This window comes from Emticicia sp. GW821-FHT11C11, assembly GCF_058808615.1.
In genome coordinates this window covers 40,365-62,929 of sequence record NZ_JBXARV010000004.1, presented here as the reverse complement: position 1 = coordinate 62,929, position 22,565 = coordinate 40,365, and the positions used below count along the sequence as shown (strand labels likewise).

General features: G+C 44.3%; 16 protein-coding genes. 5 read left to right on the top strand and 11 right to left on the bottom strand.

Annotated elements, in window-relative coordinates:
* Positions 1 to 78: 78 nt before the first annotated feature.
* Both trxB and AC1RRY_RS20040 read right to left on the bottom strand, forming a co-directional pair.
* Entirely contained in the window at positions 79 to 1,020 is a 942-nt protein-coding gene (gene trxB, locus AC1RRY_RS20045; protein ID WP_492823721.1) for a thioredoxin-disulfide reductase, read from the bottom strand.
* A 122-nt stretch (positions 1,021 to 1,142) separates the two neighbouring features.
* Positions 1,143 to 3,020 (bottom strand): OmpA family protein, encoded by a 1,878-nt coding sequence (locus AC1RRY_RS20040; protein ID WP_492823723.1) that lies wholly within the window; start codon positions 3,018 to 3,020, stop codon positions 1,143 to 1,145.
* 91 nt (positions 3,021 to 3,111) lie between these two features.
* On the opposite strand from AC1RRY_RS20040, the gene hemJ reads away from it, so the two are divergent.
* A complete protein-coding gene (gene hemJ, locus AC1RRY_RS20035) occupies positions 3,112 to 3,654 on the top strand; it encodes a protoporphyrinogen oxidase HemJ (protein ID WP_492823725.1) in 543 nt (180 codons plus the stop codon).
* A gap of 214 nt (positions 3,655 to 3,868) precedes the next feature.
* On the opposite strand, the gene AC1RRY_RS20030 is transcribed toward hemJ, so the two are convergent.
* A complete protein-coding gene (locus tag AC1RRY_RS20030; protein ID WP_492823727.1) occupies positions 3,869 to 4,465 on the bottom strand; it encodes a porin family protein in 597 nt (198 codons plus the stop codon).
* A gap of 133 nt (positions 4,466 to 4,598) precedes the next feature.
* Positions 4,599 to 6,542 (bottom strand): LTA synthase family protein, encoded by a 1,944-nt coding sequence (locus AC1RRY_RS20025; protein WP_492823729.1) that lies wholly within the window; start codon positions 6,540 to 6,542, stop codon positions 4,599 to 4,601.
* An 84-nt stretch (positions 6,543 to 6,626) separates the two neighbouring features.
* On the opposite strand from AC1RRY_RS20025, the gene AC1RRY_RS20020 reads away from it, so the two are divergent.
* Genes AC1RRY_RS20020 through AC1RRY_RS20005 form a run of 4 tightly spaced genes read left to right on the top strand, consistent with a single transcriptional unit; the run spans position 6,627 to position 10,007 of the window.
* A complete protein-coding gene (locus AC1RRY_RS20020) occupies positions 6,627 to 6,920 on the top strand; it encodes a hypothetical protein (protein ID WP_492823731.1) in 294 nt (97 codons plus the stop codon).
* A gap of 47 nt (positions 6,921 to 6,967) precedes the next feature.
* Positions 6,968 to 8,836 carry an ABC-F family ATP-binding cassette domain-containing protein gene (locus AC1RRY_RS20015; RefSeq protein ID WP_492823732.1) on the top strand — a complete coding sequence of 623 codons (1,869 nt, stop codon included), beginning with the start codon at positions 6,968 to 6,970 and terminating at the stop codon, positions 8,834 to 8,836.
* Between the two features lie 47 nt (positions 8,837 to 8,883).
* A complete protein-coding gene (locus tag AC1RRY_RS20010) occupies positions 8,884 to 9,336 on the top strand; it encodes a VOC family protein (RefSeq protein ID WP_492823734.1) in 453 nt (150 codons plus the stop codon).
* 32 nt (positions 9,337 to 9,368) lie between these two features.
* Entirely contained in the window at positions 9,369 to 10,007 is a 639-nt protein-coding gene (locus AC1RRY_RS20005; protein ID WP_492823736.1) for a DedA family protein, read from the top strand.
* 212 nt (positions 10,008 to 10,219) lie between these two features.
* On the opposite strand, the gene AC1RRY_RS20000 is transcribed toward AC1RRY_RS20005, so the two are convergent.
* The 7 genes from AC1RRY_RS20000 to AC1RRY_RS19970 form a co-directional block, all read right to left on the bottom strand.
* The gene (locus AC1RRY_RS20000; protein ID WP_492823738.1) at positions 10,220 to 10,546 is read right to left on the bottom strand and encodes a LytTR family transcriptional regulator DNA-binding domain-containing protein; all 327 of its coding nucleotides are present in this window, start codon (positions 10,544 to 10,546) and stop codon (positions 10,220 to 10,222) included.
* Between the two features lie 301 nt (positions 10,547 to 10,847).
* A complete protein-coding gene (locus AC1RRY_RS19995) occupies positions 10,848 to 12,317 on the bottom strand; it encodes an arylsulfatase (RefSeq protein ID WP_492823740.1) in 1,470 nt (489 codons plus the stop codon).
* Between the two features lie 549 nt (positions 12,318 to 12,866).
* Positions 12,867 to 13,907 carry a glycoside hydrolase family 2 TIM barrel-domain containing protein gene (locus AC1RRY_RS19990; protein ID WP_492823742.1) on the bottom strand — a complete coding sequence of 347 codons (1,041 nt, stop codon included), beginning with the start codon at positions 13,905 to 13,907 and terminating at the stop codon, positions 12,867 to 12,869.
* Between the two features lie 36 nt (positions 13,908 to 13,943).
* Positions 13,944 to 15,656, bottom strand: coding sequence for a GMC oxidoreductase (locus AC1RRY_RS19985; RefSeq protein ID WP_492823744.1), 1,713 nt, complete (start codon positions 15,654 to 15,656; stop codon positions 13,944 to 13,946).
* Between the two features lie 110 nt (positions 15,657 to 15,766).
* Complete coding sequence (locus tag AC1RRY_RS19980) at positions 15,767 to 17,074, bottom strand: vanadium-dependent haloperoxidase (RefSeq protein WP_492823746.1); 1,308 nt, start codon at positions 17,072 to 17,074, stop codon at positions 15,767 to 15,769.
* A gap of 123 nt (positions 17,075 to 17,197) precedes the next feature.
* Positions 17,198 to 20,590: a VCBS repeat-containing protein gene (locus AC1RRY_RS19975; RefSeq protein WP_492823748.1), complete on the bottom strand. Its 3,393-nt coding sequence runs from the start codon at positions 20,588 to 20,590 to the stop codon at positions 17,198 to 17,200.
* An 87-nt stretch (positions 20,591 to 20,677) separates the two neighbouring features.
* The gene (locus AC1RRY_RS19970) at positions 20,678 to 22,561 is read right to left on the bottom strand and encodes a RagB/SusD family nutrient uptake outer membrane protein (RefSeq protein WP_492823750.1); all 1,884 of its coding nucleotides are present in this window, start codon (positions 22,559 to 22,561) and stop codon (positions 20,678 to 20,680) included.
* Positions 22,562 to 22,565: the final 4 nt, after the last annotated feature.

Genomic DNA, 22,565 nt, shown 5'->3' with positions numbered 1-22,565 from the left:
GTTTTAGGTTGCCCTATCATAAGTGCCGGAGGGTTAGGCCCGGCACTTATTTACAACAATATTAGGCATTTCTAGTTTTTAATGCAAATCTTTCTCTGCCAAATATCGTTCTGCATCTAACGCCGCCATACAGCCCGAACCGGCCGCCGTTACAGCCTGGCGATAGATTTTATCCTGTGCATCACCACAGGCAAAAACACCCTCAATATTGGTTCTTGCACTGCCCTTGATGGTCTCTATGTAACCGGCTTCATCCATATTCAGAAATCCGTCAAAGATTTGTGTATTGGGTTGATGGCCGATAGCTACAAAGAATCCGGTTACATCAAGTACTGATTCTTCCTGAGTGACGTTGTTTCTGATTTTCACTCCGGTTACTCCGTCCTGGCCGAGCACTTCCAGCGTTTCTGTATGATACAGAATCTCAATATTAGGTGTGTTTTCTACACGCTTCTGCATAATCTGAGAAGCTCTGAATTCTCCTTTACGCACCAAAAGGTATACTTTTTTACAGAGCTTCGATAAATAGTGTGCTTCTTCGCAGGCGGTGTCACCACCTCCTACTATTGCTACGTTCTGGCCTCTGAAAAAGAAACCGTCGCACACAGCACAGGCCGAAACCCCGTAGCCGTTCAGGCGTTGTTCAGATTCCAGACCCAGCCATTTGGCTGAAGCACCTGTTGCTATAATAACGGTTTTGGCTATGATTTCGTGTGTCTCGTCAATAATAACTTTATGCCCCAGTGGCGTTGAGAAATCTACTTTAGTGGCCATACCCCAACGGTTGTCGGTTCCGAAGCGTTCGGCCTGTTTTTTGAAATCTTCCATCATTTCAGGCCCCATGATGCCATCAGGATACCCCGGAAAATTCTCAACGTCTGTGGTAATGGTTAGTTGTCCGCCCGGTTGCCCTCCCTGATACATCACCGGTTTTAAACCTGCTCTGGCTGCATAAATGGCAGCCGTATAACCTGCCGGACCTGAACCCAAAATCAACACTTCTATTTGTTCTTGTGCCATTCTATTGATAATCGTGAATTGTATGAGTATGAAACTGATCAGTAAAAGCTATTGCCTGTTACTGATTAATAAACATTGTTTGAAAGGCACAAAGTTCATCAAATTTGACGGGATAGGCAAGTTTAGAGAATTTTCATTTCGATACGCCGGTTAAGCCTGCGGTTTTCTTCCGAATCGTTCGGAAGCAGCGGTCTGGTTTCGCCATAACCTGCTGCTTTTATAAGGCCTGGGTTTATATTGCGGGCGGTAAGATAAGCCACTACAGCAGCAGCCCGTTTCTCTGAAAGCATCAGGTTGTCAGCGTCTTTTCCGACATCGTCAGTATGGCCGGATATCTGAACCTGCAGGGTAGGATTCTGCAGCAGTAACTTATGCAGTTTATCGAGCTCGGCAAACGATTCGGGTTTCAGGTCTGCCTTGCCTGAATCGAAGAATATATTGCTCAGTACAATGCCCACGTCTTTTCTAATGGGCTCCAGCATTATATTTATTACTTTGCCGTCGGCATCTGTTTTGCCGGAGAAATCGAAAGAAAGGCTTTTGCTGAAATAATTCTGTTTATTGATAAACAAACCGAAATGGCTGCCATTGGGTAGCACGGCTGTGTATTCACCGGTCAATTCATCCGATTTCACCCGTTCAAGCAGCCGGTTGGTTTTTAGATCGAACAGCTCGATATCTGCCGAAAGGGTTTTTCCTGCGGCAGCATCCTGCACAATCCCCTTCACATAACTGACCCGGCTGAATTTCCGGCTTAGCTGATCCGGTATCTCAAACTCAATCAGGCGGGTAGACTGCTTTGTATCTGACGACGAATAATAGCCCTTCCGGCCATCGGAGGTTACGAATAGAGCCACCTGGTCTTCATGGGTATTGATAGGATACCCCAGGTTTTCAGGTTTTGCAAAAGTATCGAGTTTTTTCTCGGTGAAATAGAGATCGAAACCACCCATACCCGTATGCCCATCGGAAGCAAAAAAAAGGGTATGCCCATTGGCATGAATAAAGGGTGATACCTCGTCTCTAAATGTATTAACGGTATTACCCAGATTGACCGCGGGTGTCCACTGGTTGTTCCTGAGTTCGCTCATCCATATATCTTTTTCACCGAAACCACCCGGGCGCCGTGACGAGAAAAACAGAATGGTGCCGTCGTTAGACAAGCTGGGTTGTGCTTCCCATTCACGGGTATTGATATTCAGACCCAGGTTTTCGGGGATACTCCAGTCGTTGCCTGTTCTTTTTGATATATACAAATCACAGCTTCCGTAGCTGTCTTTGGCATCGCAGCTTGTAAAAACCAGCGTGCGACCATCAGCCGAAATGCTACAGGTACCCTCGTTGGCGGAGGTATTGATGTTGGCTGATATGCTTTCAGGGCTGGTCCACTTCCCGTCTGCCAGCCGCGAATAAAACAGGTTTTCATCGCCGTTTTCTGAACGCGCCGTAAAAATAATTGTTTCGTTATCGGCCGTCAGTACCGGAAAATACTGATAACTTCTGGCATTGATTACACTACCCATATCGGCACTTTTATAGCTTAGTTGTTTTGCTTTTGCGTCAATGGCAAAGTTGCAATTTTCCAGTTGCCGGGTCAGCTGCTTTACAATAAGGCTACCGGGTGTGGCACTTTTAAGGGCAAATTCTAGCAGAGGGCGGGCTTTTTCGTATTCTCCGGCACGCAGTGCACGTGTACCTATATAGGAGTAAGCCTGCCGGTAGGCTGGGTCATTCGGTTTAAACTGAATCACTTTGCTGTAATATTTCAACGCATTGGCTTCCTGACGGGCGCCTTCGCTCATTTGCCCCAGTTTAAACCAGGCATCGGCATAGGTAGAGTCTTTTTCAATGGCTTTTAAAAGGCTGGCTGTGGCTTCGTCAGGTTTTCGGGCAGTAAAGCTTTTAATGCCTTTATTATAAAAATCTTTTGCATCGGGGCTTTGTGCCCAAATGGTTTCAGACAGACATAAAAAGAGCAATAACAAAAGCGGCCGGTTCATTTTAAAACAATTTAATAGTTAAACGTATGGTTTTGTTGCTTATTTTTGAGGGATCAAAATTACCTGAGCATTTACGGCTAAATTAAAAAAAATGCTTCATCTTTATCTCAAATCTATACATATTATAGGTTTTGTTTCATGGTTTGCCGGATTATTCTATCTGGTACGTATGTTTGTATACTATGCCGAGGCCGAGCAAAAGCCCGAACATTTGCGTGAGGCTTTTAAGCAGGAATACATCCAATTGCAGAAAAGAGCTTATAAGATTATCTGCAACCCGGCTATGATGCTCACCTGGACATTTGGTATCCTGATGCTCATTAATTCGCCTCATTTTCTGCAACAGGGTTGGCTGCATGTAAAACTGGTGCTATTGGTGCTGCTGACGGGATATCACATTTTCTGCAAAAAGACGATAGAACGCCTTGAAAGAGGTGAGAAATATATGGTTTTCAATTCATTTCAGTATCGCCTGCTGAACGAACTACCCACTTTGTTTCTGGTTGCTATTGTGCTGCTGGCGGTAGTAAAGAACCTGCTCAATTTTGTATACCTGTTTCTGGGCGTTATTGCGTTCGGTTTCCTTTTGTTTCTGGCAGCACGGGCTTATAAAAAATTCAGAGAAGGAAAGTAGAGCCGCATTGCAATGCGGCTCTAGAGGCCAGTCTATACGATAAATGATTTTGTAAAGGAATTACACAATGAAGAATTATTATTTGTTGGTAATCTGATTCGACGATAAGCCGCATTGCAATGCGGCTCTACAAGAGGCAAATACTATAAAAAATGCAAAAGGTCTCTCCTTTCAAAATCGAAAGGAGAGACCTTTTTTAATAATCTGATTCTCTTTATTTAATCGGGAAACTAACCCCAACATTGATACTTACGCCTGCATTCCGGAAAGTAGTAGATGGTTCTTTGGTTATATCTGTAAAGCCACGTGTGTAACGCACGTCAGTATTTAACCAGGTCTCGTTTTTGATGCGGAAATTGAAACCCGCACCTACCTGACCGCCCACATCTGTACTATTGTGTACATCTTGTCCGTTGGCTAACTCTTTACCTGTAACGTCAGTCGATGAAAGCAAAAATCCGAGATATGGCCCAAGAAACAACTTAGGACGTATGGCATCGCCGTATTCACCGAAATAGTAAACGCCCGTAACAGGCACCTGAATATAATGAAGACGCTCACGGTTGGTGCCGTCATTCACCTGAGTACCCATCTGAGAGTAAGTTGCCTCTACCATCAGCCCCCAATTGTTCACTGCATAGTTAAAAAACAAGCCACCGTTAAACCCTGTATGCATGTCAAACGACTCTACTTTTGGTCTGTAAGAGGTAAAATTTATACCCACTTTTGGCCCCCAGGAATAGCTCGACTGAGCAAAACCTGCTAATGACATTGAAAGCAACGCACCTAATAAAAACAGTTTGGTTTTCATGACAAATAAAATTTAGTAGTACAAATAATTCACATGTACTACTAAAAAGGGCATTCCAGCAAGGCATGTACTTCATTATCAGGATAATGGGCGTTTATCCCAATTGTATGTTTGTAGAAAATCTTCCTCAATTTTAAGGTTTTCCCAGGCTCACCCAGTCGTTTTCAATAAGGCCGTTTCTATAAAACTGAACAAACGCTTTCAGTTTGTCGGCATATACCTGCTGTTCTTTAATAGTCAACTGCTGGTGTGTAGCTGCATCAAACGCCTGAACATTGTCTGCGGTGGTCATTTCAAAGTACACCAGTTTTTTATTACCAAACCGGGTTATCATTCTGGCCACCTCCGAGTTGTATTGTAAGGCAAGGCCTTCGGTATGTGCAAAAACCGACTCGCCAAATGGCAGCACCGCTTTCTGGTCTATCTGCAGGTAGTCGAGTACTGTGGGCAGTATATCTGCATGCTGGCAGACTTTCTCTGTATTTGCCGCTTTTCTGAGCTTCATCACCAGCCCGTGATTGCTATGATACAATACCAGTGGTACCCGGTATACCCCTATCGGATTGGCATAGGCCGCCTCGGTGTTTATCTGGGTGTGGTCGGCAGTAATAACGAACAAGGTATTTTTAAACCAGGGCTGCTGCGAAGCCGTCTCAAAAAATTTACGGAGGGCAAAATCGGTATACCCCACGCTTTCGTGTACATCGGCATTACCCTTCGGGAATTTACCCTTGTGCTGGGAGGGTATAGTATATGGATGATGAGAGCTCAGAGTAAACACACAACTCACAAAAGGCTTTTTTTCTTTCGACAACTCCTGCGCAAAAAATTGCAGGTAGGGTTCATCATAAATGCCCCAGTTTTTATCAAAATCTCTTTCTATTAATTGTGCCGGATATTGGTCAAGGCCGTAATATCTGTTAAACCCGGCCTGTTGAGAAAAACCCTCGAAACCCATAGAGCCGTTGCGGGCTGCATGGAAAAATGACGAAGTGTATCCGGATTTTGCAAGAATATTACCAAGCCCGTAGAAATTGTTGGACTGATAGGAAGTAGTAATAAAAGGTTCATCGATTAGCTGCGGGATAGCCGATGTAATGGCCGGCATGGCTATGATTGACTCCCGGCCGTCGGCAAAACAGTTTTCGTAGAAAATACCTGCATCTGCAAGCGAATCCAGAAAAGGCGTGTAGCCCTTGTAATTGTTTTTGTAGCCCATGTATTCACGGGCAAAACTCTCAAGTATAATAATCACAACATTTTGTGGCGGCTGATTACCCAGTATCACCGAATCAATATTGCTTTTACGTAATCTTTCTATCCTGCCTGCCAGTTGCCGATCTGTTTCCGGAAAAAAGCTCACCTTCTCAGTGCCTTTGGCATCAATGGTGGTCAGAAAGGTAAAGGTGGTGTTCAAGGCCAGATTGCCCAGGTGGTTGTCGTGCTGACTGAAAGCCTGATTGATACGCAGGGGTTTTTCCTGAAATCCGCCACGGAAAATGATAATGCTCAGGCCGAGTGTCAGAATCCAGACCGCTACTTTCACATATCTGTTTCTGAAAATGATATCGTTTTCGGCATATACCCTTACCATATTGATACGTGCCGTGACCGGCGTGCCTTTCACGAACACATAACTGATAACCGCCCAGATAAGAAACAGATACCAGTAAGCGCCCATCAGGTTAAAGGCCTGCTGGCCGATATCGCGGATGATGCCGAAAATATCGAAAATAGTACGGCGGCCTATAAACTTGTAATACTCAAGGTCGGCAATATTGAGCCAGAAGAAAATAATGTTGGGTATCCAATAAAGGTATTTCAGAAATGACTGGTACTTTGGCGTATCAACAAATCTGAACGGCAGCAAAGAGCAAACCGTAAACAGACTGTTACTGATAAAAATGGCAGAGAGATCGAACGGCAAGCCCACCAGAAATGACTCTGCAATGGACTCAAAGTTATGACTTTGAAAAGCCTGGAGATTAAAAAATACAAATAGTGTTCTTAAAACAGTATAAATAACCAGCAGCCAGACTAATCTTTTGAACCAGACAATTAAATGTAAAAAATTCATAGTGGTTTTGTAAATTTGAACAAAATTATCGGTTTTTATTTTCTAAAGTACCGATTAAACAAAAAACCGTGTAAAGAAACTTATATGGATCTTCAGACATTTAAAAGCACGCTTTCGGCAACAAAAGTTCCAAACGATATATCTCCTTTGTTACAAGCCCTTTGGCACGACTATAAAGGCAACTGGGAAGCCGCCCACAATGTAGCCCAAAGCAAAGAAGGCACCCGTGAGTACGACCGCCTGCATGCCTACCTGCACCGCAAAGAGGGCGACCAGTGGAATGCCAATTACTGGTACCGGAGAGCCGGAGTAAGCATGCCGTCGGTATCGCTCGATGAAGAATGGGAACAACTGGCCGAACGATTAACCGGAAATTAAGTGTATTTTTGCCACAACCGACAACGAAGGGGTTTATTTAAAAGATTATGAATTATTTATCGGCTGAAAATATCGGCAGAAATTTAGGAGAGCGCTGGCTGTTTAAGAATCTTACTTTTGGTATTCTGCAAGGCGAAAGAGTAGCGTTGATAGGTGCAAACGGTTCGGGGAAATCGTCATTGCTGGATATGATCATCGGGAAGACCGATATTGACGCGGGTGAAATCAGCATCAGAAAGGACATCAGAACCGGATACCTCGACCAAAGCCCTGATCTGCCCGCCGGTAAAACGGTGCTGGAAACCATTTTTGCATCTGAAAACTCGCTGACAGCCGCCATTAAAGAATATGAACTGGCGCTGAACCTGCATGATGATAAAAGACTGGCCGATGCCATAGAAAAAGTAGATACACTGAAAGCCTGGGACTACGAGGTAAAAGTGAAGCAGATTCTGGCCAAGCTCGGTATTACTGATTTCGACAAGCTGATAGGTCATCTTTCAGGCGGGCAACAGAAACGCGTGGCACTGGCGCGTGTGCTGATTGAAGAACCTGACTTTCTGATTCTGGATGAACCTACCAACCACCTCGACCTGGACACCATCGAATGGCTGGAGGGGTATCTGTCGTCCTCAAACATTACTTTGCTGCTCGTAACTCACGACCGCTATTTTCTTGACAAGGTATGTAACCGGATTTTAGAGCTGGCTGATAACCAGATATATAAATACACCGGCAACTACAATTATTATCTGGAGAAAAAAGAGGCGCAGGAAGCCGTGAACGCCGCTACCCAGAAGAACTACAGGAACCTGCTGCGCAAAGAACTGGAATGGATGCGCCGACAACCCAAGGCCCGGGGCACCAAATCGCAGAGCCGTGTTGATGCCTTTTATGACCTGAAAGACAAGACCGTTAAGAAACGCCCCGACGAAAAACTGGAGCTGAGCATGAAGATGGAGCGCATGGGCAGCAAGATTATAGAGATTAATCATGTCAGCAAGGCTTTTGGCACCCAGAAGATAATTTCTGAGTTTTCTTATACTTTCAAAAGAGGTGACAGCATAGGTATTGTAGGCAAAAATGGTATGGGTAAGACCACTTTGCTCGAACTCATTACCGAAAAAATAAAGCCCGATATGGGGCGTGTGGTGAAAGGTGAAACCATTAAAATAGGATATTACTCGCAGGACGGACTTGATTTTAAAGACGACCAACGAGTGATTGACGTAGTGCGTGAAATTGCAGAATATGTAAAAATGGCTGATGGCACTGAACTTTCCATCTCCAATTTTCTGACTTTATTCCTGTTTCCGCCTGCCATGCAATACAGCTTTGTGTATAAACTGAGCGGTGGAGAAAAACGTCGTCTGCAATTACTGAAAATTCTGGTTCAGAACCCGAACTTTCTGATTCTGGATGAGCCGACCAACGACCTCGACATTTCTACGCTTAATGTACTGGAAGACTTCCTGATGAATTTCGGGGGCTGTCTGCTCGTTGTATCGCACGACCGCTATTTTATGGATAAAATAGTGGAACACCTGTTTGTATTTGAAGGCGAAGGGTACATCAGAGATTACCCGGGCAATTATACCGACTACCGCAACTGGAAAGACGAAAAGCCGGAATTAACCACAGAAAACGCGCAGGCACCAAAACCATTAGCTGACACCCCAACGGCGCCTAAAGTTGAAGCCAGACGAAAACTCAGTTACAAAGAGCAAAAAGAGTACGAAGGTCTGGAAAAAGACCTCGGAAAACTGGAGCAGACCAAAGCATTGCTGCTTGAAAACATGAACTCGGGCAATAGCTCACATGAACAACTGGCACAATGGGCCAAAGAATTTGAGCAGACAAACGAAGCCATTGCAGAAAAAGAAATGCGTTGGCTGGAGTTGTCTGAACTGGTCTGATGACAAAAGATTTAAAACATTTTTCAACCTTTATATACAACCTTCCTATGAATTTTTCTAAATGTATTCTTGTTCTTCTGTTGGGTATTTCGGCCGGTAGCTTTGCTCAGTCGAATGGCATTCCGATCCAGTCATATAATCATGTGGGTTTATTTGTAAAAGACCTGCAGGTAAGTGCGAAGTTCTACCGTGAAATTGTGGGCTTAAAACCTCTGGGTGTACCTGATAATCTGGTAGCTATCAGACGTTGGTTTCAGATTGCACCGGGTCAGGAACTACACCTTTTGCTGGGTAGAAATGAACCTGTAACCAATAATGATAAAAACGGAGGGCATTTTTCGTGGACTATCCCGGCCAAATCAGCCGATAGCATTGAAGCCTATCTGAAAGAAAAAGGAGTAGCTTATCATCGCCAGCAAAGATTCGACGGTGCCTATCAGATTTATATTACTGACCCTGACGGATACGTAATCGAACTGAATGAGCCGAAAGTACTATAGACCAAACTCAGCAAAACCTAAAACACACTCTGATGGAACAGATAAATGAATGGTTTAAATATTTGATGGATTCGGAAGAGTTAATCCGAACGGGAGGCCTGATAGCTATTACCATGATTATTTTCATTGAAAACGGCTTCTTCTTTGGTTTCTTTCTTCCCGGCGACTATCTCTTATTCCTGTCAGGCGTTTTTTGTGGTACCAAAATTCTGGATGTTCCTCTTCCTTTATTGCTCACTTGTATTTTTCTGGCGGCGGTGTTTGGTTCGCTGGTGGGCTACTTTTCCGGCTGGTATTTTGGCGACAGAATACAGGCAAGGCCCGACTCCCTGTTTTTTAAGAAAAAACACATAGACAGCACCCGGAAATATTTTGCCAAATATGGCAGCCAGACATTAATCATTGCCCGTTTTCTACCGGTGGTGCGCACTTTCTCCCCTATTCTGGCGGGAATCGTAAAAATGCCTTTCCACAAGTTTATAATTTTCAATATACTGGGCGGGGCTATCTGGACAATCACACTGGTAGGCGGAGGATTCTATTTTGGTGAGAGATTCCCCGGTATTCTTAATTATGTAGAGTATATTATTATCTTCTTTCTGGCGGTAACTACCTTCACCGTTGTGCGCGGTTACCTGAATGCCCGAAAAGAAATGAAAGATACGAAATAGTGCTATAAAAAACTGATGCCTCTATTCATAAACAGAATAGAGGCAAGCAGTAATTCAGTAGTTAGGCGATATAATTCAGCCCGTTTTATTCACAGCAAATTTACTATTGGAACAGCGTGTTGTTTTAATACCTCAACAGGTTTTGACTTTATATCTTTGATACCCGCACATACTTTCAATATCTCTTTATTGCTACTTATCAGTTCTTTTTTCTATTCATCAAAATTTACCCGGGGTATATCCTGAAGGCTTTTCTTGATTGCTACACATCGGCGACGAGCCACTTTTATTTCATACCCGTTGGTTAAGTAAATTCTTACATCTTTGTGGTGCGCCCTGTACTGACCAATATACAGCCGGTTTACCAGATACGACTTACTCACTCTCAGGAAATCTTTCAGTCGTACATCTGCCTCGTGGTATTTTAAGGTAGATGTAGAAATGATTTTTTTTCCATCTTTCATGTAAAACTCAGTATAATTTATATCCGCTTTCAGAAAGATAATATCCTGCGAATAAAGTTTATAATCTTTTAGCATGACTTTTATCCTGGCAGTTATAGGGTTTAATCTTCAACAAAATGAAGATTTTCAGCAAAATCTGAATATGAAATATCCGGCTTTTGGCCAGCTATTACTCCTTATTCTTTATCAAATTTCAACAAGTTATTTTTGATTAAAAATACTGTCAGAACAGTATTTTTAATACATTTATCTACTGTCTGGACAGTAGATACAGTCATTGCGGCTTGAGAACAGAAGAAATTGGTAGCAGATTATTAATGGGCTATACCTAATCATGAAACGCAGCCCGTGGTATTTGTCGAGGAAAATAGTAATCTCAGAACTTCGGGTCTATGAATTCCCACTCTCTGATATGCGAAGGCTGATGTTCTTTTTTAACAATTGCATCAAATTGCTTGACCAGTTCAGGGTGCAGATGGCTCAGGTCGGTGGTTTCATTCCTATCGTTTTTCAGATCGTAAATTTCCCACGCGGCCTCTTTACTCTTTTTCATATTGCTTTTTACACCTTTCCATTGGCCCATCCGTATGGCTACTTGTCCGCCCTTTTCAGGAAACTCAAAATACAGATACGGATGTTGCTGTTGCTGACCCTTACCCAAAAGTGTGGGCAGGAAAGAAACGCCATCGTTTGGAGGAGGTTTTGTACCAGTGAGCCCGGCAAGGGTTGCCATTAAATCATACTGTGTGCTGATATGCTCAGTAACCTGCCCTGCCTTAATTTGTGTCGGCCAGCGGGCTATGAAAGGCTCGCGGATGCCCCCTTCATACAAATCCTGCTTGCGGCCGCGCAACCCGGCCACACTATCGAAAAAGCGGATGTCGGCACCACCGGCATCAAAAGTAGCTCCGTTGTCGCTGCTGAACATTACCAGTGTGTTTTCATCAAGGTTCAGTTCTTTCAGTAAAGCCATAATCCGCCCCACCTGTTTATCCATATAAGTAATCATGGCGGCGTAGGTAGACCTGGGGTAGAATGCCGATGCATAGCCATGCCCACCCCGGTAAGGTTGTTCTTCAAACCGGCCGATGTATTCCTGCACGGCTTCGTCGGGTGCCTGTAGCGACAGGTGCGGCCCGGTATAGGGCAGATAAAGAAAAAATGGTTCGTCTTTATGCTGACGGATATAGGCCAGCGTTTTCTCGGCCATTTTGGTCAATGAGTAGTCTTTGCCTTTAAATTTCTCAAAGGCGACAGGGCTGCTCTCATCTTTCGGCAATGGCTCATGCACCTTGATGTAGGCATTACGCAGGGTATCCCATCTACCATTTTCCCACAGGTGAGTAGGGTAAAAATTATGCGCCTGTTTTTGGTCGAGGTAGCCATAAAAATAATCGAAACCATGCTTGTTGGGGTCGCCGGTGGTATTGCTCATACCCAAACCCCATTTGCCGATGGCCGCTGTGGCATAGCCAGCCTTTTTCATTAAGTCGGCGATGGTGAAGGCACCTTCAGGCAGCGGCATTTGTCCTCCTTCTTTTTGGTCTTCAAAGCCACCCAGTTCGTAGTTACCTCTGATGTACGAATGCCCGCTATGTTTGCCCGTCATGAGCATGGCTCGCGCCGGTGCACAAACAGGCGCTCCTGTATAATGCTGTGTAAAGCGGATTCCCTCACCGGCCAATTTATCAAGGTTAGGTGTTCTGATTTTCTTTTGGCCATAACAGCCCAACTCACCATAACCCAGGTCGTCGGCATAGATATATATCACGTTGGGCTTTTTTGGCTTCTGTGCATACAAGCCGGAAGAAAGAATAAACAGGAGCACAAACTGGCTGATTCTCATAAAAGAAAAATGAACTGACAAGGTTGTATGTTAATTTTCAGGCTTGTAAGGTACAAAATAATTCACCGAATAAAACGGTCCGCCGTCGCGGTCGGTGCCTATTCAAACAACGGTGTGTTATTTATTCATACAGCCGACTTAAGTCGGCTTATACTAATAAAATGTTTCCTTTGTTTCTTTAGACGCCGAATTTATTCGGTGAAAATAATAATACAAGGAATAATTAGGCGTGGCAAATGCACTAAAGGTTAATAATGTACCATACATAGCTGTATTATCATTCAATTAAAGAGCGTAACGGTTAAAATACAAAGAAAAAGTCTCGGAGAGACGATACATCCGTAGAAATGAAACGTATTCCAAAACAATGAGTCCCGTCAGGGACGATATATTATATACCGTCCCTAACGGGACTTATACAAGAACAAAACATTCTTTTACTACAGATATATCATCCCTACGGGATTTCCATCTCAATCTTTTTATCATCCATCCGAATTTTCTATTCTCCTGTTACGATGATAATGGCGGTTTTTTCTTGCTCTTTAATTATTTCTTCGTAGTTGCTTTAATGGCATCTACTTCGCTTTGTTTATAAATGGAGCCATCCGGGCGGAAGATATCATGAAACCACAATGCAGGCTCACCGCCTTGAGGCATTGGCTCGTCCCAGGCATAAATGGTATTGGTTTTACCTTTAACCAGCCCCCAGTTAATAGCACCGACTTTGTATTTCTTAAATACAGGCAGACAGGTCTCAAAAGTGCTTTTGTGTTTGCGGGCCATGTATTCAGTACATATCAATGGTCTTTTGAATTTGCCTTGCAGTTCTTTTATCTGTGCTTCCAGGTTCTCTGCATCTTTATAATTATGGAAAGTGATAATATCAGAATTGGCAAACATAAACTCGTTGCTCATCGGGTGGTCAGTCCACCAGCCTGCGGTTATCGGCTGAGAAGGTTTTGCGGCTCTTGCCCATTCAAAAGATTTTCTCAGCAATGGCATTACGGCATCATTGTAACCTGAGTTGCTTGGCTCGTTGAACATGTCCCATACGATCACTCTTTTATCATTGGCAAAGGTGCTGATTATACCTTTGGTATAGGCTTCAAGGCTTCCCCAAGTTCTTGAGTCAAACAACATTTTAGTGCCGGGTATTCTCGCCCAGCCCGAATTATGCTTACCTACAACCGGCTCCATTTGCTTGCCTGCTTTCGGATTATCGTTCCAGCAGGAATCAAATAACACAAACATTATTTTGATATGGTGCTTATCAGCAATGGCCAGAAACTGATTGATACGGCTGATAAAGCCCTCCTTATCGGTATCATAAGGAATATTGTGCAAAAACACACGCATGATGTTCATGCCCAGGCCTTCTGCCCAACCTAATTCTTTATCGATAGTGGCCGGGTCAAAGGTATCGGCCTGCCACATTTCCAGTTCATTGATGGCCGTGGCCGGAATATAATTGGCTCCGACAAATAGTGGTTGTTTAGCATACCATGCATTGGCTTTCTCTGCTGTCCAGCGCTGTGCCTGTGCAAAAAACGAAACAAATAAGAGTAACGATAAAAGGCTTTTTTTCATAAGTGCGATAACAGGTGTCAGTTTATATAATACAATTTATAATCTTAAAGCTTTCATTTCTTTCAGGGCGTGGTCAATGGCACGACCCGTGAGCGCCATATAGGTTAAAGACGGGTTCTGGGTTGATGTGCTAGTCATACATGCGCCATCGGTTACAAACACGTTTTTGCAATGATGCAACTGATTCCATTTATTGAGCATAGACGTTTTGGGGTCTTTGCCCATGCGTACTCCGCCCATTTCGTGGTTTTCGCTACCCGGATTACGCTTGGTGTCGTGTACCTGTATGTTGCTAAACCCGGCTTTGGTATACATTTCAGTATATTGTTCCCAGAAATCTTTCAGCATCTTATCGTCGTTATCGTCATATTCGACCGACACGTGCAATTGCGGAATTCCGTATTTGTCTTTCAAATCTTTATCCAGCCACACACGGCTCTGCTCTTTTGGTAAGGTCTCCCCCATCATGTGCGAATTCATCTGCCATAGCCCCAGCTCAGGTTTCATCAGGTTGTTTTTCAAGTCTTCACCCACGCCGCTTGTGTCAGGCGCATATCCTCTTGAAGTGCTGAAGCCCGCCGAATATCCGCGGAGAAAATCGGTCTCCTGTTTATATACATTTCTGAAACGCGGCACATAACTGCTGTTGGGGCGTTTACCTTCAGTAGTAGAATCGAGCAAGCCGTCATACTCACCCGTTATGCGACCTCTGAATGTATGAAACGCCATATATTTACCCAGCAGGCCGTTATCATTACCGAGGCCGTTAGGGAAACGATTCGAAATAGAGTTAAGCAATATCAGGTTTGAATTAACAGTAGAAGCATTTACAAAAATGATTTTTGCGTAATACTCTATCATTTCGCGGGTGTTGGCGTCTACTATTCTTACCCCTGTGGCTTTTTGTTTTTTCTCGTCATAGATGATCGAATGCACTACCGAATGCGGACGTAGCGTCAGTTTACCCGTACGCATCGCCCACGGAATGGTAGACGATACGCTACTGAAATAACCGCCATAAGGGCAGCCGCGCTCGCAGATAACACGATTCTGGCATTGGGCACGCCCCTGCTGATAATGAATAGCTTTAGGTTCTGTCAGATGCGCTGCACGACCGATGATTACATGGCGGTCTTTATAATGCGTTGCCATCTGCTGCTTGAAGTGCTTTTCCAGACAACTCATTTCATGTGGTTTCAAAAACTCACCATCAGGTAGTGTGTCTACGCCGTCACGGTTTCCCGTAACCCCTGCAAATTTCTCTACACGGCTGTACCACGGAGCAATGTCGGCGTATCTGATCGGCCAGTCAACAGCGTAGCCGTCACGAGCCGGGCCTTCAAAATCAAAATCGCTCCAGCGTTGGGTTTGTCTGGCCCAGAGTAAGGACCGCCCTCCTACCTGATAAGCACGCATCCAGTCGAACGGATGTTCCTGTATATATTCCTGTTCTGAATCTTTTACCAGAAAGTGAAGTGTACTTTCACCAAAAATGTAGTGTCTGCTCGGAATTTTGTATTCCTGCTTGATGATATCCGGCACCTGTCCAAGATGCTCAAATTCCCATGGGTTCTTAAGTGTGGTAGGATAATCTTTTACGTGTTCAATGTTACGTCCGCGTTCCAATACCAGTGTCCTGAGCCCCTTTTCGGTCAGATCCTTGGCAGCCCATCCACCACTCATACCCGAACCTATCACAATGGCATCGAACGTCCTTTCTTTTATACTGTCTATAATCAGATTTGACATCAGGAATTTTTAATTAGGGTTATATCTAAGTCCAAGCGTAGGTTAAACGCTATTTATCTGTAAATATTCTAAAATTCCGACAAAAGTTCAATATTTTTTCTTGAAAATATTCAATTTTTAGTCAAACGTGCCAAAACCTGCTGCCCAATGGCTGTGCCCTGCTGCTGCCCGCGCTCAATGGCATCCATGAAATGAATACCACCGTAGAATCGTGAAATGGCCGCTTCGCTGGAAGCCGCATGGAAAGAGGTAAACGAACGCGGCGGAAGACCGAAACGTACCTCTACGGTATCGGTATAGGCAACGTTATCTCCAATGAAATGACTCAGTATAACTGCTGAAGTAGAAGAAATAGTAGAATGCCCGCTGAGATACTCAGGAAATGGAGGTGTTTGTAACATCGGTCGCCAGTTAGGGTCTATATATCTGCGAATGGCGGTTTCAGGCCTTACACGGTTGCTCCGGTATTTTTCTCCCCAGCAACCAATGAAACCGTCCATCAGACCAATGGCAACAGCCGTATGCACCTGTATGGTTTTAGCCAGACTCAGTTTTTTCTGCTGACATACGATACCGGTGACACCCATCCAGTGGGCACCCGGCGAAATCTTCTTCATTCCTACCATCAGGTGGCCGTTATCCTGTAAAGCAAAGGGGTTGCAATCCCAGAAAGCGGCAATTTCCCGGTGTTCCTTTGTCAGTTTCTCGTCATATAAATGGCGCATCAGCCCGTAAAACTCAGATTTTTTATCTGTGGCAAAAGCAACGGGTGGTGCCGGATTGAACTGATTGGCGGAATCAAGCGTAAAAGAACGAACCGTATGAAAATAAGGCTCAACCGGAGGGAAATAGGCCGGAGGTGTAGGTATCCATGTGCTGTCCTTTCCACCCGGGGTATAGCGCTGATAATTACTGATTTTATTGTATTGGTCGCCCTTGGCATAAGCCAGCATCTGTTTGCTGATGCCTTGTGCATAGGCCAGAGAGTTTTCAAGTACTTCAGACGAGAAACCGAGTGTGCGGCAAGAGTCAATCCATTTTTCTTTATACGCACCCAGTAGTTTACCTGACGGTTGCATTTTTGCCGACATCTCCATCATTGCCAGAATGGCTGCCACTTCGGGCGAGAAAGGACCGTCAACTTTGGGTTTGCTGAAATCGGGATAGTTGTTCAGCCTGCCCTTCATGGAAGGAATAGAATCATTGTTCTGCGCCATCACCTCATATCCTGCCAGACAGGCGTAGGAAAAAAAGCGGCTGGCCAGTGGCGGATTCGATACATCATGAATCATGATGTCGGTCATCCGGCTGATCACGTTACTTACTTCTTTTGAACCTAATGCAGGCATTTGTTCGGTTTTGCTTTTGCAGCCAAAAGTGATACAGGCACAGGTAAGTAATACTAATATGACTCTCATCGGGTTGAATTCAATTAAAAATTTAGTGAATGGTTGAATTAGTGATTGAGTGAATTAGCGAATTAGTGAATAAAGGCCTTATCACCCTTACAAACTATCTCTGATTTCGCTTCTACCCGCTCACTACTTTTTAAAACTATAGGTTTTGATACCCTTCTGATTGATGCCAAACAACAACAGATTATTGACCACCGTTATGCTTCTCACATCTCCTTTCAGGTTCAAGCCCGATGCCGTTTGAGGCAAAGCCTCAAATTGCCCGTTGCCATTGCCTTTTAATACCAGACCCAAATTTGCATCATATTTACCAAATCTCAAACGCCCCCTGTTAATGTTACCTGCCAGAATCAAATCTTTCTTGCCATCTGCGTCTACATCAACAGCCGAAAGCGCATAAACAGGTGCAAACTGTACTTCAACAGGCAACGCCTTTTCAGTAAATTTGCCCTGTTTACTACCTAACAGCAAAGTTGTTTTAAGGGTGTTGGCTTCCAGTTTTTTGGCATTGGCCAGCTCTTCTTTTGTAAAAATGTCGGTCATGGTAGCATCGGCATAGCTACTGTAATCCGGGAAACGCGTACGCATAATGCTCAGCTGATCGAGCAGTTCGTCACGGGTTACATAAGGATAACTTTTCCCTTGTATATAAAAACAAAGGATCGGGTCAAGCGAGCCGTTATCGTCAAAGTCTTTGTAAAACAACTCGGCAGGTTCTTTTTCTGTGGCACGCATTTGCGAATTTATACCCATATTACCTATGAGCAAATCGATGCTGCCATCGTTATTGAAATCATCAAGCAATAATTTATTCCACAAGCCGGTATATGTTTTATCGAAATACTTTGTGCTCACATTGGCTAAACTACCGCTTTCCATAGCAAATACCTGAACAGGCATCCAGTCACCTACTATAATCAGTTCGGGCTTTTTGTCGTTGTTCAAATCATGCCAGGCGGCATCTGTTACCATACCAATGTTTTTAAGGCCGGGTGCAATTTTGTCAGTCTGGTCAACAAAACGCGCACCTGCCGTGCTGCTCTGATTGATGAGCACATAGCTCTGCGGCGTTTCAGGATATCGCCCCGGAATTACGCGTCCACCTACAAATAAATCGGGTTTCCCATCCTGGTTGATATCAGCCACTCTTACACAACCTTTACTTACCAACATAGCTGGCAAAGCATTGGCTGCTTTGGTAAAATTACCCTTGCCATCGTTCAGATACAATCTGTCTTGCAGCAATGGGCTGTCGGGCATCAATGCACCATAGCCACCTGAAGCTACGTATAAATCCGGGAAAGTATCGCCGTTGGCATCAAAGAAAACGGCATCTGCATCTTCGCTTTGTTTATCTGCCTCAAAAGCTGTTTGTTTCTTCTGGCTGAAAGTACCGGCTTTGGTCTGGGTATATATAAGCCCGGCCTGACCACTCCCACTGCCTATAAAAATATCTTCAAGGCCATCGCCATCTATATCGGCTTTAGCTATGCTTGGGCCGGCAAACGATAGTGGGTTTACCAGCAATGTCTGTCTTTTAAAATCGTTGATACTGTTTACAGCTAATGCCTGTGTTATGCCTGCATTAGTTTCTTTAAGAACCGGTGCCGGATACTGCGCAGCAGAGTTGATGGTTCCCGCATCTTTTTCGTTCAGCTCCAGTTGTTTATCTGCTGCCACTTTGGCAAGTGTTTGTTGCTTACCGCTCAGCCACACAACCGTAAGTGAATCCGCTTCGGTATGGCTGCCTAAGCCAAAATGCAACACAGGCGAAACACTCGACTGATACCCACGGGTTGGCATTTGTTCCAGATACTGCACTTTCCCGTTTTTATACAACGTAAGTTTAGCTCCCAGTCCATTCTTATTAAGCCCGTCGCCATTCAGTTTTATTTTCAGGTAATGGTTTTTCAATTGTTTTTCGGCATCGTTGCGATAGATAAATGCAGGAACATTGATGTTGTTAACAACCAGATCAAGGTCGCCGTCGTTGTCAAGGTCGGCATAGGCTGCTCCGTTGCTATTGGCGTTGTGGCTCATTCCCCAGTTTTTTACTACGTTTCTGAACTGCAGATTCTGCCCGTTCTTATACATGTAGTTGGTTAGATTCGACGATGGCATTTTCATGACCAGTTCGAGGACATTCTGACGCTGGATATCAGCCTGATTGTTCTGAATATAATCGCCCATGTATTTCAGGAAATCCATATTGGTGTAGTCGCGCAGATAGCCATTCGTAACGAAGAGGTCTTTCCAGCCGTCGTTGTCATAATCGGCAAATAGGGCGCTCCAGCTCCAGTCGGTATTTGAGATACCCGACAACTGACCGATTTCGGAAAACTGCGGGTACTTAACCGAAGCACCTGCATTGAGTATGCCCTGGTTTAGCTGCAACATGTTGCGCATATACTGGTGACCAAAACCTACTTTTACGTTGAAGTCAAACTTCTCGTAATTATCGGGCGCCATCAGAAGTTTCTGACGACGGTTGTCTTCCGGCAACATATCAAGCGTAAATATATCGGTAAGGGCATCATTATTAATATCGGCGGCATCGCTTCCCATTGAGAAATGAGAAAAATGGCCCACGCTCTGGTCTATCTGGTTAACAAACCCACCCTTTTTATTGTTGAGGTACAGGAAGTCAGGAATGGTATAATCGTTTGATACGTACATATCCTGCCAGCCATCATTATTGTAGTCGGCAATGGCTATGCCCAGTCCATACGAAAGCGACGAGCTATGCAGGCCGGCCTGTTTGGTGATGTCTTTGAAGACGGGCTCTCCGTTTTTTCCTTTGTCGTGTCTGAAAAAACGCATGCCGCTTGAATTATCTTCTTTCTTTAAAATATCTGCAGTGGTGGACTCGTCAAGAACCGGTAAAGATTTTGGGTTGTGATTGAGCAGAAACATATCGAGGTCGCCGTCTTTGTCGTAATCAAAAAAGGCGGCTTGCGTACTGGCAGCCGGACTATCGAGTCCGTATTCGCGTGCTTTTTCTATAAAAACAGGGATGCCCGAAGCATTTTTTCCCTGATTGATAAACAATTGATTGGTGCGTTTCTCGGGCAGAAGATTACCTGAATAGCACACGTAAATATCCATGAGGCCGTCGCCGTTTACATCAGCCATGGTGGTTCCGGTTTTCCAGGGGCCTTCACGGCCTGATACTCCGGCAGCTGCTGTAATATCTTCAAAAACCATATTGCCTTTGTTGAGATAAAGGCGGTTTGACTGCATGTTACTCGTGAAATAAATGTCGTCTAAACCATCGTTGTTCACATCGCCTACAGCTACTCCGCCCCCATTGTAGAAATACTCATACATCAACACGTTGGTATTCAGACCCTCGTTGATTACATTCTGAAAATCTACTTTGGTCTTTTCAGGTTCCAGTAGAGTGAAAAGCTGAGGTTCGGTCGAGGATTCGGAAGAAGCGCTTTCGGCTGACTTGTCGTTACTTTGGCAAGCCAGTAAAAGTAATAATAGGTTAAGTGAGACCAGATTTAGGGTTTTCATCGGTTAGGTGTTAGGCTTCAAAACAAAAATTTTGGGTAGCTGAGCGCTTCGGAAAACGCGCAACTACCCAATTTATTGAAAGGTCAATTAAAACCCTGGATTCTGAACCAGATTTTTGTTACGGTTCATTTCGTCGCGGTGTATTGGTAAGAAATACATCTTATCTAACCACAAACGGTTTTCTTTACCAGGATCAAGCTCAGTAACTGTGTAGTCGTAGTTATAGTTTTCACGATCATACTTATACAGAGAAACTGATTTGCCTGGCTTAAGTGTACCCGTAATGCTGATGATGTTGGCTTTTCTACCCAAAGTAGTGGCAGCGATCATCCAACGACGGGCATCATAATAACGGTGCTCTTCGAATGCCAACTCAATGCGACGCTCGTTACGGTAACGTTGGCGCAGCGCATCACCCGACTCTGTAATGGCAGGCATACCTGAACGGAAACGGATTTTGTTCAACCAGGTACGTGCTTCTGCATCTTCACCCAATTCTATACAAGCCTCTGCGTAGTTAAACACTGCTTCTGTATAGCGTATATGAGGCCAAGGTACTTGTTGCCATGTGTTTTGGTCAACAACAGCCGGGCTTGGGTCAATAAACTTACGCATGTAGTAACCGGTGTAGCTACCGTTCCAGTCTTCCACAGTACTTTTACGGGTATCCAGACCAGGGGCAACTACTTTACTGCCTGAGCCGTCTATGATTTCATACTGACCTGTCTGAATCTGGTTAGCAGGGTCTTTAGCTGCTACGTCAGCTGTACGTGGTTTCCATGGTGCTCCGTCATATAAGATTGAAGCATAGAAACGTGGGTCACGATTGGCATAAGGATTGCTTTTTTGTTCAGCATTGCTCCAGCTGAATTTAGAACCGTCCATCATTTCATAATCGTCAACAAAGAGCTGGATAGGTGTATTACCAGCCCAGTTATGATAACCATTCGGACCATTGAACAAGCCCTGACGGCCACCGTCTTCCTGTTTTGCATTGATGAAATAACGGCCAAAAAGCACTTCTTTTTCACCACCGTTTCTCGCAAGCGATAGATTGGTGTAGTTAGTAGTACCTTCTTCTTTAGTAGCAGGCGCTGACAAATTAAGGTTATAACCATAGGCTGTCATATCAAGTACTGCCTTAGCTGCCGCTTTAGCTTTTGTCCAACGTTCAGCACGGCTACCGGTCGAAATAGCCAATAACTCTGGTTTGCCGAATGCTCCCATAACGGTCGATTTTGCTTTTGCAGTGTTTGCGTCATACAAATCGCTGGCTGCGTAAGTCAGCATACGTGCTTTAAGTGCCAAAGCTGCTGCTCGTGAAGCACGGCCTGTCACCATTGAAGTACCGTTAAGCAAGCCTGCTGCTTCATCACAATCTTTCACGATAAAGTTGATACACTCTTCCATCGTATTACGAGGAGCAAGGTAATCAGCTTCGCCCAAAGCGTAAGGGCGGTCAACCAATGGCACACCACCAAAGTTACGTACCAACTGATGATAGTAATAAGCACGCATAAACAGGGCTTCCCCTCTCAGGCGCTCAGCTATTTTGCTGGTGTTATCAAATTTAGGTGTTGCCAGATTTGCCAGAGCAAGATTACAAGATCTGATACGAACATAGGTATTAGCCCAGCTTATACTACGGTTGTTACCGGTTGCACTAGAGCCATTGTTCCAACCGATCTCAGCCGGATTCGAACGTGCTTCTGTAATAGTGGTGATACCACGACCCGGGTGAGTAAATGATGCTTCGTCAGTCATTGACGCCTGCATTTCTTCACTGAATCCTCCTAATTGCAAACCACCGTAAATCTCAGTTACGAAAGCCTCAGCCAACGCGGCATCAGTCCAAACCGCCGTTTCAGACACCTGATCAAGCGGACTGGTGTTCACAAAATCATCATTACAACTTGCTACAACAAACCCTGCTATAACAGTTGAAGCGAATATTTTCTTAAATTTATTCATTGCT